General features: G+C 49.4%; 10 protein-coding genes. All 10 read right to left on the bottom strand.

What is annotated here, in order from left to right:
- Positions 1–65: 65 nt before the first annotated feature.
- Complete coding sequence (locus GGU45_RS02905; RefSeq protein ID WP_435221828.1) at positions 66–1,661, bottom strand: sulfatase family protein; 1,596 nt, start codon at positions 1,659–1,661, stop codon at positions 66–68.
- 133 nt (positions 1,662–1,794) lie between these two features.
- On the bottom strand, positions 1,795–3,195 hold the full coding sequence (locus tag GGU45_RS02900; RefSeq protein WP_435221826.1) for a glycoside hydrolase family 28 protein: 1,401 nt from the start codon (positions 3,193–3,195) through the stop codon (positions 1,795–1,797).
- 10 nt (positions 3,196–3,205) lie between these two features.
- A complete protein-coding gene (locus tag GGU45_RS02895; RefSeq protein ID WP_435221824.1) occupies positions 3,206–6,856 on the bottom strand; it encodes a DUF4450 domain-containing protein in 3,651 nt (1,216 codons plus the stop codon).
- Positions 6,853–7,860, bottom strand: coding sequence for a glycoside hydrolase family protein (locus GGU45_RS02890; RefSeq protein ID WP_435221822.1), 1,008 nt, complete (start codon positions 7,858–7,860; stop codon positions 6,853–6,855). Before GGU45_RS02890 ends, GGU45_RS02895 begins: the two co-directional genes overlap by 4 nt.
- A gap of 148 nt (positions 7,861–8,008) precedes the next feature.
- On the bottom strand, positions 8,009–9,475 hold the full coding sequence (locus tag GGU45_RS02885; RefSeq protein WP_435221820.1) for a hypothetical protein: 1,467 nt from the start codon (positions 9,473–9,475) through the stop codon (positions 8,009–8,011).
- Between the two features lie 45 nt (positions 9,476–9,520).
- Positions 9,521–10,750, bottom strand: coding sequence for an oligogalacturonate lyase family protein (locus GGU45_RS02880; protein ID WP_435221818.1), 1,230 nt, complete (start codon positions 10,748–10,750; stop codon positions 9,521–9,523).
- A gap of 11 nt (positions 10,751–10,761) precedes the next feature.
- A complete protein-coding gene (locus tag GGU45_RS02875) occupies positions 10,762–12,909 on the bottom strand; it encodes a hypothetical protein (RefSeq protein WP_435221817.1) in 2,148 nt (715 codons plus the stop codon).
- Between the two features lie 33 nt (positions 12,910–12,942).
- Positions 12,943–14,613, bottom strand: coding sequence for a RagB/SusD family nutrient uptake outer membrane protein (locus tag GGU45_RS02870; RefSeq protein WP_435221815.1), 1,671 nt, complete (start codon positions 14,611–14,613; stop codon positions 12,943–12,945).
- Positions 14,614–14,640: 27 nt separating this feature from the next.
- Entirely contained in the window at positions 14,641–17,808 is a 3,168-nt protein-coding gene (locus tag GGU45_RS02865) for a SusC/RagA family TonB-linked outer membrane protein (RefSeq protein ID WP_435221813.1), read from the bottom strand.
- Between the two features lie 30 nt (positions 17,809–17,838).
- Positions 17,839–19,407: a fasciclin domain-containing protein gene (locus GGU45_RS02860; RefSeq protein WP_435221811.1), complete on the bottom strand. Its 1,569-nt coding sequence runs from the start codon at positions 19,405–19,407 to the stop codon at positions 17,839–17,841.
- Positions 19,408–19,409 lie beyond the last annotated feature (2 nt).

Raw genomic sequence — 19,409 nt, 5'->3', positions numbered from 1 at the left:
CCCCCGTTGACGGGAGACAGAGATTGTCGGGGCCACATCCTCCACGCAAGTACAGGACAACTGCTCTATTGTGCGCCCTTCTTAAAAACCCGCTGCAAAAAACGGCGGTCATTCTGATCGGAATCGCCATATTGCTTTCTAAGCTGTTCGAGTTTTTTGTGCATGGTTTTCCGGATGCCTGCATAAGCGGGGTCGTTGTAAACGCTTTTGAGCTCGTGCGGATCCTTTTGCAGGTCATAAAGCTCCCATTCATTTACATCATAATAAAAATGGATGAGTTTGTACCGCTGGGTCCGGACGCCATAGTGCCGTTTTACGGCGTGAATACCGGGGTATTCGTAATACGTATAATACACAGCATCGCGCCAGGAAGGGTCTTTGCCATTAAGCAGTTTCCGGAAAGAGCGACCCTGCATATCTTTTGGCCGTGCAATGCCGGCGTAGTCGAGGAGAGTGGGCGCAAAATCAAGATTCTGTACCAGGGCATCCGAGCGCTGGCCGGCACGAATTTCGCCGGGATAGCGCACCAGCAGCGGCGTACGCAAGGGCTCTTCATACATAAACCGTTTATCAAACCAACCGTGCTCGCCCAGGTAGAATCCCTGGTCGGAGGTGTAAATTACGATCGTGTTTTCATCCAGCCCGTTTTGTTTCAGGAAATCGAGCAAACGGCCCACGCCATCGTCCACGGCCGCTACCGTACCCAGGTAATCCTGCATATAACGCTGATAGCGCCAGCGCATTAAATCGGCCTGCGACATGTGCGGATAGCGTTTTTTAAAATCTTCCATGATGGGATTATAAACGGAGTCCCAGGTGCGGCGTTCTTCGGGGCTCATGCGTCCCAGGTTGTTGTTGTAAGCTGCCTTATCCCAGCTCAGGTATTGTTTAATACCGAGCTCGTCCATCAGAGCGGGCGGTATCTTGTTGTCGCCGGCCCAGTTCATGTGCTTCAGAATGTTCATTTCGGCGGTACGGGCTGCCGTGCCCCGTCCCTCATAGTTGTCGAACAAAGTGGGCGGCTCCTTAAATGTTTGCCGGGTATATTCTCCTATATGACGCAGCGCCGGAAGCCATTCCCGGTGCGGTGCTTTTTGATGAAAGAGTACGCAGAATGGTTTACTGGTATCCCGTTTAGCGATCCAGTCGAGCGTCATATCCGTAGTAAGATCCGTAACATAACCTGTTACCTGTTGTTTTTTGCCATTGATGATAAAGTTGGGGTTATAGTATTCGCCCTGGTCAATCAGCACTGCCGAGTAATCGAAACCCTGTGGCAGACCGTCCATGTGAATTTTGCCGATAAGGGCCGTTTGGTAGCCATGTTGCTGGAGTTGCTTGGCAAAATTGTCCTGGTTCCAGTTAAAGCGGGCCATATTGTCTACCTTGCCGTTTATAAAGCTATGCTTTCCTGTAAGCAATACGGCACGGCTGGGCGCGCAAAGTGAATTGGTTACGGAAGCCTGTGTAAACAGGGCCCCTTCTTTGGCCAGCCTGTCTATATTGGGCGTATGGTTCAATCCATATCCATAGGCGCTTACGGCCTGGTAGCCGTGGTCATCGCTCATGATATATACAATATTGGGCCGCTTTTGCTGGGCCCTGGCGCTAATGGAGAAGGCCGCCAGCAACAAGATCGCGATTCCTGTTTTAACTTGCATCGTATGCTGTGTTTTTGCCCGAAGTTAACAAATATGTATTGCATGTAGCATTGCTGTTGTCACGAAGGCAGAAAGACAGAAAGAAGCACGAAGAAAAATAGCTGCCTTTGTGTTGCCTGGCGCCTTGGTGGCGTTATTGCATCCGGAAGCCGCTTACATACTCATGAATGTTGTTTTGCTTCGGCACATTTCCGGCGGTTACACGGGTAAGGGAAATGTTTTTAACGGGCAATGAAGGCTGCGCCAGGATCCTTGATATAAATTTTACTTCGGTGGCGCTTACATCGCTCAGGAATACATTGCTAATGGGCGTTAACCGCTTTTCATACGTGGGCACCAGGCTGCGCCACTGGTACAGTACATCGGTTTCGATACCCAGGATACCGAGGTCGATATGGCCTGCTTTCACATGTCTCATATAAATGTTTTTTACGTAGCCTCCCATCCGTTCATTGGTTTTGATAAATAACAGGTGGTTGAGTTTGGCGCCGTCCAGGACGGTGCAGCTATCTACAAAAATATTCTCAATGCCACCGGAAAGTTCGCTGCCTATTGCCACCAGCTGGTGGCCGTTTTTAACGGTGCAATGACGGATTACAATGTTCTTGGAAGGCATTTTTGAGCGCCAGCCCTCGGGGTTTCTACCGGATTTAATGGCAATGGCATCATCGCCCTGGTCGAAGACACAGTTTTCAATCAGCATGTTTTGGGTCATTTCGGGGTCTATGCCATCATTGTTATGTCCATGTGCGTATACCCGGATGTTGCGGATCACCACGTTGCTGCAACGGTAAGGGTGTATGGTCCAGAAGGGGCTGTTGATTATGCTAACACCTTCCAGCAACACGTTTTCGCTGCGGTTAAACTGGATGAATTGCGGCCGCAGGTGGGCGGTGTCATTTACCATCCGGCGCTCATTCACCGGGCGGCCTTCCCAGGTAAGATTGTACAGGCGCTTAATGCTTTCCAAATGCGCAGGGGGCCGGGAGAACCACTGTTGCCAGATGTTCATTGTTGCCCGCAGGGTTCCCTCGCCGGTAATGGCGATGTTCCTGCATTGCCAGGCATAGATCAGGGGGGCATAATTATAACATTCCATTCCCTCCCAGCTCGAATGTACAGCTGGCAAATAATCGGCAGGGTCGCCGGAGAACAGGAGTACCGCTCCTTTCTCGAGGTGCAGGTTTACATTGCTTTTCAATTGAATCTTTTTGGTAAGCCATTCACCCGCGGGGATGATGACGGTGCCGCCGCCGGCTTTATTGGCCCGGTCGATAGCGGTGCTAATGGCCAGCGCATTCTTTTCTTTGTCGCCGGGCATTGCGCCCAGGTCGGTGATGCGGATCTGCACGCAGTTGCTGAAATCAGGCACCGTCAGTGCCGGCATTTTAAAGGGAGCGGTTACATTTATGGACTTTAGCAAAAGGCCCCGCCCCATTCCGGGAGCATGCGGCGTTTTATTGTCTGCAGTTTGGGCAAAAAGCAATACCGGAATTAACAAAAGCAGCAATGCAAATGATCTTGAAATAGTCATTGTAATCAAATTATTTTCTTACCAATGTTATGCTCATAAGGCCGGCTACCACTTCGTTCGACAGGGTTCTTAAACTGACGGAGGCCAGTGTTTTGTTGTCGTCCAGCGGTAAATCCACCACGGTGCCTGCTCCTCCTTCAATGGCCCTGCCGGTAAAACCTTTTATGGATTGGTAGGCTTCAAAATTACGGGTGATAACGCCGGATTTAAAAAGAACGCGATAGGGGCGGGGAGCGCCGGTTGTAAATGCATAGCCATCGTTCATATAATCCTGCTCTACCGGCCACCAGTTTGCAGGGTTTACCAGGGGCAGGGTGGCAGCGGACCCATCGGTATACTGCACGGTGATCCGGGCATTTTCAATATGGGCCTGCTGGTGGTTGGTACTGCCGGCAACAATAAAGTAGGCGTGAGAAGCCTTTCCCTTTAGGGTAAGTACCACCGAATCCGGAAAGGTATCCCACAACGAGGTAAAACAAATATTGTTGCCCGCGCCTGTTTTGAAAGGAATATGGTCAAGATAAAGTGCCGGTTTGTTTTTTAAGCCCGCATCGGTGATCTCTGGTTGCACCAACGGGTAGCACCAGTTGCCGATGCCCTGCCAGGGAATTTGCAGCGTTGGCGAAGCGGGCCGCGGTGAACGGTATTGATGACGGAAGATTTGGGCCACATTGTCGTTGAAGGCGGCACTCAGGTCTACTATTTCGTAATCTGCCCGCGGGGCAGGCAGGTTCCAGCTGATAACGGGCTTATCGATGGTGGTTCCATCGTTCCATACAACCCTTACGGTATTGGTGCCTTTGCGGCAATAGATAGCCGGCACCTGCAGGGTTTGCGCGCCGCCGGCTGGCAGGGATAGCGGCTGCTCATAATTGTTAAGGTACAGGCGTCCTGTTTTAATGGCGGCTGTATGGTTCTTTAACAAAAGGTTGAGCGCACCGCTGTCCTCCGGGTTAATTAAGGTAATACTAACCGGCTCTTTTGCTTTCAGATAAAGCGGCTTTATCCATCGGGCATCGCCCTGCTTCAGCGTTACAAAAATCGCATAGCCGGCTGTATCGGCCTCGGGCTTTAGCCGGAGTACCATTTTTTTGGAGCCGGAGCTGACAATCGTAAAATGGGGCGCATCAATGCCGGATATCTGCGCCTTTGTGGCGGTAATGGTAAAGGGTTCGTTTGTGATGGTGCCCGGGTATTGCAGTGAATCGATAGCCGCCCCGGTATATTCAATTTTAATGATTGCTTCCTGCAGCGGCCCCGCTGCGATATCAAGCTGCGGATTGCCAAAGGCATCCGGCGCCCAGGTGTACCGGGCGGCCTGATTGTTGACTGTAACGCGTTTTATTTTGTCTGCGGGGGCTGCAATGCTCAAAGTCAGCGATAGCTTTTTTCTATAGAACTGTGTGATCTTATAGATAGTTGCCCCGGAGCCTCGTTTAAAAGAAAAACGGATATCCGGCACCGATAGTGCTGCATGGTTCCAGCCTTGCGGAAACCCCGGCCGGATCAGCAACCGGCCGTTAAGCGCATCGGGCAGGATGCCAAAGAGGCCTTCGGTAAGCGTGCGGGACGCAACGCCGATGGGGTCTGCAAAATCACGGTAAAGTTCGCCCCTGGCAGCATCATAAAAGCTTAGTTGCTGAAAGCCGCCGGGGCTGGAACTTAAATACATGCTTTCGATAAGACTGTTGCGCCAGAGCCGGTATGCATTTTCGCGTTCGCCGCTTTGCCAGTAGGCCAGCGCCGTATTCAGATTTTCTGCCAGCGCCACATTGTTGATGCTCCAGGTATAAGGCTGCCAGTTGGTGGTTGCCAGCAGGAAACCGTCCTTTAATGACAGCCCCCTGGCGGCGATGGGGATATGGGGGATGTACGCATCTATATATCGCAGCATCTGGTATCGCTGCCGGGCTGTTGCCAGTTTTCCGTCAATCGCATGGTAAATGGTCCATAGACCGGCTGCGGGGTGCGGACGTTGCAACCCGCCGAGGTCAACATATTCGGCAAAGCAGCCTTTATCGCCCAGCCATAATTTTTTCTGGGCGGCGGCAAAAATTTTTTCGGCTTCTTTTTCGTAGGGGCCGGCATCTTCATCAATCAGCCGGGCCAGGAAGGCGGCGGTTTTATTGGCCCGGTAGTTATAGGCCGTGGAGTGTGTTACCCCGCCGCCACTGTATTGCAGCGCATCGCTGGCCCAGATGCAGGCATAGGCATCGTACAGGCCATCGCCATCGGCGTCAAAATTGCGCCGTTCCCATTGCAGGTGTAATTTTATGGCCGGCCACATTTTTTTTACATAACCGGTATCGCCGGTATAATTAAAATGATTAAAAAGCTGATCCATAAACACCAGGTTCATGTCGTAGTGGTGGGGGCGTATATCACCATTGGGGTTGCGGCAGATATAGCCGTTACTGAACAAAGCGGTGCCCATTTTTTCCAGCTGCCTTGCCAGGTGTAGTGCCGTGTCGGGCGATACAGGCCCCGGAGGGATATGGGTTACCTGGGATCGGATATAACTTTCAAAATGCATCCTTGCCCGATCATGCCAGCCCAGCGGATCAGCCGTATAAGCGCCTCGCCAGGCCGGCAGACGCATGCGCCAGGCAACGGCGCCATGTAAGTAAGTGGGAGCCTCCCAAATGGCATCGGCTGCAATGGACAAAGCAGCTCCCAATGTATTGATATAAGCATCGGGCGTTTCAACAATAATACGGCCCGCAATTTTTGCCCGGGCAGCTTCCGCTTTTGCAAACAGCTCCGGGGCATCGCTGTAATGCGCGCTGCCGGGGTCTTTTTGGGCAATAAAATAAGCCGGCCCGTTTTGTTTAAGGGGCAGGAGCGCTGCAATAGCAGGTGTACCCGATGCGGTGGATTGCCAAAGCTGCAACGGTGTTTCCTGGTGAGTGGCATCAATTAGTTTTACCCGGCCGCTTACGGGAAAAATACCGGAAATAATTTTGCCCCTGTCTTTTTTTGTGGTATCGGGGGTCTTGCCGTTTTGTATTTCGTAACGCTCGTCTTCGCTTAAAGGCCTGGTAAACCCATAATGCAGCAGAAAACGGTTTTGTTGTATCGTATAATAATTGTCTTTACAGTAATGGGGCTGCAGGTAAAAAGAAGATTCGGGGTCGGCGCCGATATCGCCATCACGGCTGAATTTTTTTCCGGTGGCGCCGCCATATAAAATGAGTATGGATACGTCTTTGGGAATGTTTTTGGCTTCTAATTTAAGGATCATTCCATCCTGGTTGGCTAATGCCAGCGCTGTAATGGCAAGCGATCCGTTTTGCAGCAAAGGATCTTTTATGGTATATAGCATAGCGCCCGGCCTGTAAATGGTTTGTATGTTGTTGGCTGCAGTGATCCATTTACTTTGCCGCTGACGCATAATGCCTATTTTGCAGTTGCCGCCCATGCCCGGCATGTACATGGCAAACTCCGGTTGGTCGCCTGCTTCTACACGAAACCCGGTATTGCTGCCGTACAGCGCACGGTTGAATTTTTTTGTTCCCTGGTACAGGATGAAATCGTTGCCCCGGGGCTGGTAATGTACGGTTCGCTCTTTGTTGTGCCACCATGCTATCTGTGCAAGTCCCCTGATGGCCCATGGCATTAAAGAAATAAAGAGAAAAAATATTTTTATAACCAGTTTTTTCACGCGGGGTCAATTTTAAAAATAAACGGGCTGGAACTGTTGTAGATGCCCCCCTGGGTAGTGGTGAACAAATATACCGGCTTCCCGTTTTTTAATAGTAACTGGGGCCGCTCAAAACGCCCGTATTTGGTGAGGTAGGAGGGGGGCGGTGGTTGTTGAATATAGTGACTGACCGGGTAGTAAGCTGTTTTTGGGGCTTGCCAGCGGATCCCGTTTTTAGATTCCATGATGATACCATCTGTATGATTATAATATCCCATATCGCGGGCAATGATACGGTAAACGCCTTGTGCTTCCCATACAAAAGCGTCTTCCAGTTGCGCGTTATGGCCTCTTGCTGAAAAGTCAATGATGGGGTTTCCCTCATATTTTTTGAACGGACCTTCCGGGGCCCTGCTAAATGCCAGCCCGTATTTACGGTTGCCCCGCACCGGCCCCGTTTGCGTTTGGTAGTCTCTTGTATTCCATGATTTGTAGTATAACCCATACTGGCCATTGGCATGACGAAGTACCGAGGGGTTGGTAGTGCAATGATCGTCCCAGGCGCCTTCGGGCCCCGGTTCCAGGATGGGATGATCCAGACGCTGCCAGGGTCCGTTTAAGGAATGGGCAATGGCAAGGCCAATACGTTTGGTATTGGTTTTGCCATTACTGTTGCCCATATAATAAAGGTAATATTTGTTGTTAAAACGGGTGATGGAAGGGTTATGGCAGGTGGTGGCATCCCAAAACCCCGGCCCGCGGGGCTCCAGTATAGTTCCCGTAACAGTATAGGGCCCTTCCGGTGTATCGGCTATCGCATGCGCAATTTCAGAGCCATTGATCCATCCGCTCATCCTTTTTTCGGATCGCCAGCGGGAGAAGAAAATATGGACCCTGCCGGCTGCATCAAAAATGGGACTGTTGCACCAAACATAATATCCTTCCAGTTCCAGTATGCGCCCGATCGGCTTCAGGCGTTTTGCGAAAACTGAAACGGGTGGCACTGCATTAAAAAAGGGGGTCATAAGCCCACCGCTGAGTAACGAAAGGTTTTTATAAATGATTTACGATTCATAATCATGCGTGTTAACCGCCAGGTTCGCGGAGCTCTTTAATACCTCCCTGTTGCGATCGTTGCGAAATCCTTGCGCACATTGCGTTTAAACTTTCTTTTTAATTGACCAGCCCGTTGATATATACTTCAATATTTAAATATGCGGGATTGCCACTATTGGGCTCTAATGCATCGCTTAGGGTGGGATCGGTGCCCAGTCTTTTTTCAAAAGTATCCGGTATGCCATCGCCATCGGTATCCTTATGTGGTGCGGCATAAGGAAAATCGCCCAATCCTTTGTTGGCCAGCGGCAGATCGGTTTCGCGGTACACATACAAACCCTGTAAACCAGCAGACCGCATTTCTTCGATCAATAATTTGTCGACATCATCCCGGTGCGGGTAAAGCGCCCCCGCTTCTTTTGCCACATATTTAAAGGCAGCCGCTGCCGACATAGTGGGATTGCTGAGCGGATATGTAAACGGCGCAGTCATAAAATTGGATAAATCCAGGCCGGGATATCCGGTTGGGTCTTCGGGTACGAGGTGGCCATCGAGTGCCCCGTTTTTATTGGAATCAAAATAATTGCCCGCAGCATATAAGTTAAAGGTGCCGGATCCTCTTGAAAAAGGCGTTTTCACCGTAGCCTTGGTTAACGGACCCGAAATAAAATAGTTGTTGATAATATTGGCCCAAGACGTGCCCTGCGATTCGCCTCCCATAATATAACCATCGCCGCCAATGCTATGACCGTAAGTATTGCCATCATTGCCCCAGTTATAAACCACGTTGTTTATAAACTCATTGTACCCTTTTACTTTCGGGTTCCGGGTTTTATTGCTGATATAAAGGCTTTTTAAAATGCTGATTTTACCGCCGGTTTGCATTAAGCCCCCCGCGGAATGATTCCAGCGGTGCAGGCCCTGGCCAATGATACAATTTTGTAATGTGATGCTATCCGGCTCCGATCCTTTGTTGTCCCAGTTGATGGAAAAAACTTCGTCCTGCCCCCAGGTAAAGGAAACGTGGTCAAAAATGATGTTTTTGCCATTGGCGATGCCCGAAGCATCATCGTTGCGTGAGGCCCCGCCATTGGTGCCCAGCCGTATCCGCATATTTCGTATAATGGAGTTGGTGGCCCCGGAGAAGGATACTTTTCTCCCGTAAAGCACAACGCCTTTTCCTGGAGCAGTTTGCCCCGCAATGGTGGTGTTGGCGGCAACGGCGAGGGTAGATTTAAGGTAGATGATGCCCGTTACTTCAAATACGACAAACCTGCCGGGTTTGCTCACTGCATCGCGGAAAGAACCGGGGCCGCTGTCGTTTAAATTGGTGACCACATAAACCGATTGCGTTGCCGCTCCGCGGGCGCCTTTTGCATATTGTCCAAAACCTTCGGCTCCGGGAAAAGCCGGCCTCCGGTCGCTCAATAACGCTAATTGTACAGCCTCCTTTGCGGAATGGCCCGTGGCCATTTCCGCCGGTGCCGTCTGCTGGCTTGATTTTTGGCAGGAGGCGGAAGCAAGCAACAGCAAGCAGGAGCTGAGGATGGCAGCCCGGGGTTTGAATCGTTTTCTTTTTTTCATCTGTTTCTTTTTATTGATTTTATGGCTTAGTTCAAATTGTGATTTTTAATGAGCAGATTTGATTTCCACTGCGTAAATGTTTTCTTTTCCTTCAAAATTGGCGCGAAACAGCACCCATTTCTGATCGGGTGTAAAATGGATATTGGGCTCCAGGTGGTAGTTGTGTTGTTGCATGTTGACCAACTTCTGCGCATTAAAATGATCTCCCTCCGGGGTGAACAGGTAGATCCATTTTCCATCCGGGGCTTTGGCTACGGCCCCGGGGTCGCCGCCATCGCCTGCAAATAGTTTGCCATCCGGCGAAGAAGTAAAGTGTACCGACCATTCATTGCGCTGCAGCCGGTATTTTATTTCTTTACCGGTTGTCAGGTTGACCCCGCCTACAAAAAAAGTAACCCCGCGCGGTTGCTGCAGATCAAACCAAATGGTGCTGCCATCTGCACTAAACCATTCGTGCCCCGCTATTTCCATGGGCATGGTTCTTTTGTGTATGAGCTGTACTTTTTTGGTATGGATCCGGATGGTCCAGATACGGTCTACCTTATGCCAGGGGCCCTCATGGCAAAACATAAGCAGCGCCGGGTCTGTTGGAGAAAATTGTATATGGTTGAGCCAGGCCGTGTCTGAAAATATTTTGTCCAGCTTGCCGGTGTTGATGTTGAGCGTAAACAGTGTTCTGCGCAATTTTGCTTCATAGATCTTATTGAAGTAGTCGCTTTTGCTGGGATTTTTTCGGAATAACTCTTTTTCTTCATCACTCGACCGGGCGCCAGCCAGCAGGGTTCCGTCCGAATTGATGGTGGTGATGCTGGCTTTAAAATCGTCCGGGAAAACATATACCAGCCGCTCCTTCCTGGTAGAAAGGTTGACGGCAAAAACGCTATCCTTTACCTGGTAAAATGCTTCATTTCTTTTGGGCGATACTATTTCCCCCTGCATAGGGCCGGGGTGGCTGGTGAGCCGCTCAGATTGCAGGGTTTGCAGGTTGAGCAGGTACAGCTGGCGGTCGGCGGCATTACTATTGTAGGTTTCCTGTTTTGCCGAAGGAACGGTTGTTTTTTGAGTGCTGTAATACACCATTTTGTTCCCCACAAAGGGATTGTTATGGAAGTAAAAACTCAGGTTACTGCGGTCGTTGTTCGTAAGCCGGACTATTTTGTGATGGGTAGCTGCATCGATCCATTCCTCTGGCATCCGGGCGCCCGTTTGCAACAACGGCTGCGCATTGCATGCGGCGCTTACGATCATGAACAGGACAAAAATTGTTGTTTTCATGTGCGAAAAAATTAGGGCATTTTTTGAATTCCTTCCACTTTTACCTTCCATTTTCCGTTTTTGGGGATGCCCGGTAAAGTGCCTGCAGTCTGGCTGTAGCCGCCGCACATCATCGCAATGGCTGCAAGCAGCCCCCCATTGCCGGGCAAATAAATGGTTAGGCGCCCATCCTGGTAATTATGACCATTGGGCAAATAAGTATTGGTTTGAATGGGCATCAGGAGCGCGTCAATCGCTTTCTCCGGAAGTCCCAGCCGGGTGGCGGTCATAGCGGTCATGGGAAAATCCCAGCCCCAGGTTTTGTTCCAGCTCCAGTGATCCCAGATCCAGTCGAAGGTATTGCGCATTATTTTTTTATTTACTAAAGGCGTTTGAGGCATCATGCCGAGGGCGCCCAGTACGGCCGGGTGATCGGTTCTGTATTCGGGATTAGTATAAGAATCCGTGGCGCTTTCGGTAAATAGATATTTTTGGTCCTGCACGGGCAGGGGCGACAATTTTTTTAGAACGGTGTCCCATTTTTTATTTCGCGAAAGGCCCAGGCGGGTTCTCCATTGCTGGGCCACTTCAAGCGCCCAATGCCAGTATACCAGTTCATAACTGGGGTTGAATGTTTCCTCTGCCTTGAAACGTTCCTGCGCGGGTATCAGCCCTTTTCCCAGGATGTATTTTTGGCTGGCGGAATCATAACGGGCAAAGGAAGCCATAAAATCGGCGGTGCCAAATACAAGATCCTTGTATTGATGAAGCAGCGCCTTTGAAGCTTTGGACCGGTAAAGCAGTTCGGCATAATAAATGAAATGCGGCTCCTGCCAGATCAGGAAGGCCCCTACAGAGGAGGGACTTTCACGGCCATCATTGTCGGTCATCTTTTGCCAGCGTAGTCCTTCATAGCCCTGCCGCTGTGCGATACCTCTTGCCCCCGCGGCGTTGCGGGCGTACCACGACAGGCTTTTTTCCAGCAATTGCGGCCGGCCCCATAATGCAAAATGAATACCATGCCACCAGTGCATTTCAATATGCGGTTTGCCATACCAGCTGTTGTATGTAAGCCCTGTTTCTTGCGGCGGGTTATTGCCGGCACATTGGATTTTGGTAAGGTATTGTGATAAAACGATCCTGCGCTCCAGTTCGCCGGCGCGGGGGTCCGTACTTCCTGAAAAGTCGATGGCGCCCCCGCTGCTCCAGAATTTTTGCCATTGCTGCCGGTTGTTGAGCGCGGTAGCCGCAAATGATGGGATAGCTGCCGTATTTCTTTTTTGATCAAACCGGATGGTTGCTTCAAAACTGCCGGCGGGTTCGGGCGTTAACAAATAATAGTGTGCCTGTTTTTGTACAAGCCGTCCCGAGCTGTTCCATAAGGCGGCAACATAATAGGTAGTAGTGTCTAATTGGTGCCGGATCAGCGCACGGTTATATTCATTGCTGATAATGGATGACTGGTGTTTGTCTTCGTCCTTCCAGTTGTTGCCCATATCGGCCCAGCCGCCGGTTGGGTAAGGAAGCCGGATGCGGATGCGCAGCTTTTTCTGCTGAAGGAGGGGCGATGTTATTTTAAAAGCCACGGCATTCTGCTGCTGATGGCCATAGGTGATTACCGATACCGGGATGTTTTCTACAGTAAAGAAAGAGGCGATGGCTCCCGTCCACATATTTAATTGCTGGCGTATGTTTTTAATGTCATGGAGCGTAGCCAGCTCACCGTCTTTTTTTTGAATTTCCAGTCCAATATTTCCCAGCTGCAGCCGGTGTACATTTTGCCGGAAATAATCGGCTGCCTTTCTGTGTTCTCCGGGATCACTGCCCCACTGAACGGCGTAGGATACATCCCTGCCATTGAGATGATAGGTTTTTAAGGCATCTTCAAATTTATAATGGTTTACATTGGGAAATGCATCCCATCCCCATTCACTTTGTGTGCCCAGGGGTACGCCTTTCTGATAGGCATCGGGGAAGGACTGCAGGCCAGTAACATCGGTGGTGAAGGCAAAGGAGCCGTTGCCCACAGATAAGGATGCCAGGGTGTCGGCGGTGCTTAGCTGAACGGTATGCCGCTCCACAAGGGCCCTGCGATTAATCTTGCTGCCTTGCCCTTCCGCGGTATAAATGCTTAAGAAACACAGGAGCGGACAGAGGATCCATTTTGTTTTTTTAGCCATAATATTTCATTGGGCTGTTTGTGAATTGCGGCGTTACCATTTAAACGGGAGGTACCAGTTGTCGGGGTTTAATAATTTTGCTTTTACCGCGGCCGCGTTGGGATTGTTTTGCTTTACCAATTTTGCATAGATCCTGTTGGCAAGATAGGCGGGATCATTGCGCCTTCTTGCTATTCTTAGCAGGTCGGACCAGCGCTGGCCTTCAAAAGCCAGTTCCAGGGCTCTTTCATTGATGGTGTTGTCTTCAATAGACAGGATACTGTCTCCTGTTGCCGGCACACTGTATAAGTTTGCTCTTCCTCTTAAGCCGGCGTTCAGATACCAGTCGCCGGCAATGCTGGGGTTGTCGCTTTTTCTGGCGTCAAACAAATAAGGATCGCCTTCATTTACAAAGATCTTTCCAAATGCCGGCTGGATGCCCTGGTTCAGCAGGGCGTCTGCAATAGCGGGGTGGCCATCCCGGTTGGCCGCTTCTGCAAAATCGAGGTTCAGGGCTGCGGCGCGGTACAGAAACCATTTTTCGGTATTTGGGGCATATTGATATTTCATCACTTCCGGCTGCCCGTTGATGATGTTGTAGGAAAACTTCGGGCCTCTTGCATCGTAAGCGAAATCGTTTTTCTGTGTTTGACTGTTCCAATTGTCGATAGCCTCCTGTGATGGTTTCAGAAGATAGCTGCCCTGGCTGCCGGAGAATAATTTCCGGAAAGGGTTTTCGGGTTTGAAGAGGTTGTTGTAGGGCAGGTACCAAATCCACTCATATCCGAATAGTTTATCTTCCGTACGTGCAAAGATGGAGCGCCAGCCCTGATTATTGTTGTTTACGAGGCTGTTTTCATTTTCTTCCTGGTAGCGGATATAGCTAACCGCAATATCGTTGTTGTCTGCTTTTGAGGCACCCGTTATCCGATAGGTAAAAAAGTTGCCGGTGCCGCCGGTTTCCATAACGGATTTAAACGCTACGGCTGCCTTATGATAGTCCTGGCCTTTGCCGCGCCAGAGGTACAGCTGCCCCAGCATTACCTGTTTATTAATAAAAAATTTTGCAGTAGAATAGCCATCCACCGTTGTAATAAGGCTTGTGGATGGAGGGTAAGGCGATTGAAAGGAGAGCTTTTCCTGTACGGCAATCAGCGAATCCAGCAGGTTGTCGAAAGAAATGGGCTGGTATGCGGCGGAAGTCATCACCTGTTTCAGCGCATCAAGATTGGGAAGATGGCTGCTGATATAAGGTACTTTGCCAAATTGAATGCCCAGTTGGAGATATACCCAGGAACGTATGGTTGCTACATCGGCATAGCGTGTGTGATAGTCCGCTTCCAGTATTTTTTTATCATCAAGCATCCGGTCAAAATGGTACAGGATATCGTTGCAGTTTAACAGCACATCGTAGTAGGGCTTGGGGTCTGTATATCGATTGCCCTCCGGGGTGTTATGGTTTTCAACCTGCTTCAGCGCTTCACCGGCATTGGCGGTAGTGGTTAGCAGGTCGGCCCGCAGTTCATTTAGTACCACCTGCTGTTCGGCCAGCTTTAAGAATTTGCCATATAAGCCAATGATGGCGGCATCTGCGTCAAAGACATTCTTGTACATATTTTGATCTTCCAGTACTTCCTTTGCCGGCACATCGATCAGTTTTTTGCAGGACGCCAATGCGGTGGCTAAAAACAGCACGGCGATCAGCGGCCTCAATATTTTTGTCATATCCATTATTTTATTGCCTCATTTTTATTATAAACCTACTCTTACGCCTAATTGTATATTTTTATACTGCGGTTCCAAAAAGGTATCTACGCCCTGGCCAAACACGCCGGATGCCGCACTGAATTCGGGATCGTAACCCATATATTTTGTAAACGTAAGGAGATTACTGCCCGTAGCATAAATGTCAATATATTTTAAAGCGGTAGGCCTTAGCGGTACCTTGTAAGTAAGGGAGATGGTTTTCAGGCGCAGGTAGGAGCCGTCTTCGATCCACCGGTCCGAAAACCGGCTGTTGCCCATGGGATCTCCCCAGGCCGCTTTTGGTATAGTGGTGAGCTGGCCATCGGTTTTCCACCGGTTTAAGACGGCTGTGGTCTGATTGTAGTAGTTGTTTTCTGATTCCAGCTGGCGGCGCACATAATTATAGATGTCGTTCCCCTTGCTAAAAGTGGCCAGCAGGTCCAGGGTAAAGTTACGGTAGGTGAGCTGTGAATGAATGCCGCCAAAAAAATCAGGGTTGGGGTTGCCAATCACCTGCCGGTCATTTTCATCAATGATCTTGTCGCCATTGCGATCGGTAAAGATCATGTCGCCACCCCTGAAAGGCGTTAGCGAACCATCGGTGTTTTTATTGCTTAAACCCGCTGAGGCGGCTGCCGCATCGGTGGTATAAACGCCCCCTGTCTGGTAACCGTAAAATAAGCTGGGGTCATGCCCCTCACTGGTGATCAGCGTACCATCGGCAAAACGGGTATAGATGTTCCCGGAGGGCAATTGGGTGATGTGGGATTTGTATTTTGAGATATTAAAACCCAGTTGCCATTTCAGCTGTTGCTTATTAATAATGATCGTATTTACGTTGGCTTCAATGCCGGTTGTTTTCATGCCGCCACTGTTGGTAATAATGTAGTCCTGTCCGCTGATGGTGGGGCCGGGTTCGTAGAGGATCATCTTGCTGGTAACGTTTCGGTAACCATCGAGGGTGATGTTGAGACGCTCCTGAAACAGGGCGAGATCGATGCCGGCATTTAGTTTTGTAACCTGCTCCCATTGTAATTTTTCATCACTGATGCCGCCTCTTACCAGCCCGGATATTCCTAACAGATTTTGTGAGCTGTAATAGCTCCTTGCCGTATAGTTCCCAATATCATCATTACCCGTGGCGCCATAGGATAACCGGATTTTTGCGAGGTTAAAGGTTTTGCTGCCGGCCATAAAGTTTTCGGAAGATGGGATCCATGAAATACCGATTGCGGGAAAGAAAGCCAGGGGCCGGTCTGCTATTTTTATACCCGCCTGACCGGCTTTTCTGCCAAAGCGCGATGAGCCGTCTAATGCGCCATTAAACGTTATGAAATATTTATCTTTAAAACCATAGTCTGCATTCAGGTACGTGTTGAGCCAGGTAGCCGCTCCTAAAGAGCCGCCGATTTGCCGGAGGGTATTTAAACCATAACCCACGCTGGTGAGCTGGTCGGTGGCGGAATTAAAGCCCAGGCCATAATCCTGTTCGGTGCTGCTTTTGTTATACCGCACCCCAAGGGTAGCTGCAAGATCGTGAAGGTTATTGATATTTCTTTTGTAGCCGATACGGGTATCGTTAAAGATGTTAAATACTTTTATAACCTGTGCACCGGACCGGTTGTTTGCAGGAACCCCATTCATTAATGTGTCGCTGGCAATTCCTCTTTGGGGAATGAAGAAATTCTCCCTGATTTTTTGACTGGTTACAGCAATGGTTGTACCCAATGTAAGGTACCTGCTTAATAAATAATTAAAGCTGAGGGCGCCTACATAGCGGTAGCTGTTGTTTTCTCCCGTTGCGTTATTTATAATGGCTGCCGGGTTGCTGATGCCAAAGGTATCCCGTTCGGCAAGTTGCGGAGATTGAATTCCATTGTCGGATATATCGTTTGCCGCAAGGAACGGTGCTTTGATCAATGCGGTGAAAATGGGATTGGTGGACGGCGCTATGCCGGTGTTTCTTAATTTTTGTTCGTTCCGGAAGTAGCTTACATTGGCGCTTGCCGTAAGCCTTTTACTGAGGTTAAAGTCTGCATTGAACCGCATATTGTACCGGAGCAGCCCGGTATTTTTTAACGGCGATTTGTTGTTGGCGTATCCCATAGAAAGCGCATATTTGGCAATATTGTCGCCTCCGGTAATTTTTAAATAGGCGTTTTGCGTGTAAGTGTTGCGGAATACCTGGTCTTGCCAGGCGTTGTTGTTATGGGTTCTGTAATAGTCGGGCAGGGAAGGATTGTCGTTCATATAAGGCTGGCCGGCTATCTGCGCTGCAGACAGGCCTTTGGATTGAAGCATTTCAGCCAGGTAAGAGCGGTAGCCGGCTGCATCCAGCATGGGGGTTTTTTCGGGGGCAAAAGTCATACTCCCGTAAACGGATGCATCGATGGCGGTAGCTTCCTGCCTTGCTCTGGCGGTGGTTATAATAATGGCGCCATTGGCTGCTTTTGCACCGTAGGCGTAGGAGGCGTCCTTAACAAAGGTGATGTTGTCAATGTCTTTGAGGTCTATAAAGGAGAGGGGGTTGTTATAATAGCCGGTGGTTAACGGTGCACCGTACGTGCCATTATCATAGTAAACACCGTCTACTATAATCACCGGCTGGTTGGAGGCGTAGAGTGAAGTATAGCCGCGCAGGAATAAATTGGCGCCCGAATTGGGCGTTCCCGATCTCCGGATAGCGTTTAATCCTGCAATGCGGCCCTGGAGATAATTGTCGGGCGTTTCCAAACCCGCGGGCCAGGCGCCATTGGTTTCGATGGATTCAACGGCACCGGTTACCCGGCTTCTCCGTTTTATACCCGAAACTGTGGCAAGTTCATCATAGAAGCTGAAAGTGCTGCGGGGCTGCAGCTGAATCAGCATTTGATCTGCACCTTTAAGGGTTATTTCCTTGTCGTTGTAATTAGTCGCTTTCACCAGGATGGTTACGCTTTTGCCAGGTACGCCTATCGAAAAGTTCCCGGTACTGTCGGAAATGGCCGCCCCATAGTCCTTGTACATAATATTGGCCCCGTTTACCGGTTGTTTTGTAATGGCATTGATAACGGTACCTTTGATGATGACCGCATCTTTTTGCAGCGGAGTACTTTTGTTTTGTGCATGAACCATACCCGTTAATAGTAGCCATGCTGTCTGTGAAATGCTGAATATTTTTAGTGATTTTCTCATAATCTGAAAAAACAGGAATTAATAGTTGAGTTAATCTAAAACCGGTACAAACTTGAAATAATCCAACGTGATATTATAGGGTTTTCCCGAACCGGCTTTTGCGGGAGCCTGCAGTCGTATATATTTTGTGGCTGGGTTGTAAATATAAGTTTTGCCATCGGGCGTTCCGGAAGGATAGGAGAGCAGCCAGTTATAATCCGTGTTGGTATATTCTCCTATATATACTTCGGTATACGTGTTGGGTGGTAAGGGCGCTTCGGCATCAAACAGGAGGGAATCTGGGTAATCCGCCGGTCGTACCTGCACCCGCTGGCTTAAAGTGGAGTCGGATCCATAGGCATCATCGCCCTGGCCCGAAAGAACACGGTCGCTTAGTGCTACCCAGTACACTTTATACCTTACCGTGTAAAGGTCGTTGCTGAAATAGTTGATATAAAAATTAGCGCCGGAGGAGCCCAGGTTGGCATAAATATCATTAAAAGAAAGTCTGGTTTCCGGATTCATTCGTTGCCGGTAAAATATTTTGGCCAGTGCTTTTGAATCAGTTGTTGAAAAACCCATCGGGTTTTCGCCCTGTACATACACGGCTGGTATTTTTTCTGACAATGTTGCCGGTGCCGCATTTACAATGTAAACAATGCCGTTGCTTGCCTGTTGTGTTTGCTGGATGGCAGATGTGTTCAGTGTAATGTGAACGCCAAATTTTGAAAGCAAAATCGCCGGCAATTGGCTTGCCGTATAAACGCCTTTTATAGTAAGGTCTTTTACCACGCTCCAGGAGGCATTGCTATTAGCGGTATCAGCGCTTCTTGCATTAAAGTAGGGAAGCAGGGCCGTCTTTTCGGCAGTATATGCTGCGTTTGTTAACAGGATGTAGGTGTACAATGAATCCTCCTGTGCTATATCGTACACTTTGGTGCGATAGGTATTGATTTCGGTAATGCCGGTATTGGGTTTGTAAACCGGCTCCCCGGTTTGGGGGTTAATGCTGTCTAACTCTGCAAGGGCAGGATCCTGGGCAAGGTATTTGAGTGAAGCGATGTAGGCATTTTGTGCATAATCCTCTTTTTGCGTTTCAATAAACTCCCAGATATTGGGCAGGGGGGGCACTGCTTTGTCGATTATATGCAGTACTCCGTTTTTTACAGCGATATTGCTTTGTGTTAAAGCCGCATCCCCCCAATGTGCATGATCAAAAGCGACTCTTTTCCCATTCAGCATAGGCACGCGCAGCAAAGCGGATGCATCGCGCGTATAGTACGCCTTGCCCGAAATATGGTTCAAAAGAAAGGCTTTGAGCTGTGCCGGGTCCGATGTTATTGCAGAAGAAAGGCTGTTCATGGCAGCGTTGCCGGGCGCAAACACCGTGAGGTTTTTAGAGGCATTTAAAAGAGAGTCGAGTCCGGCTTTTAAAAGATACCCTGCAAATACAGACAGGTCGGGGGTTTTGTTGATCTGCTCCATCAGCGTTTCGTTTAATGCTGCGCTGGTTATGGCCGTATGATCTTCCCACTTTTTGCAAGAACCTGCAAAGAGGACGGCTACCATGACGGTTATTAACATATATTTTTTCATCTGTCTGCTTGTTGCTTTTGTCATTG

Source organism: Niabella hirudinis, assembly GCF_051201075.1.
In the GTDB taxonomy this organism is placed as follows: Bacteria; Bacteroidota; Bacteroidia; order Chitinophagales; family Chitinophagaceae; genus Niabella; species Niabella hirudinis.
This window is presented reverse-complemented; position numbering and strand designations above follow the sequence as displayed.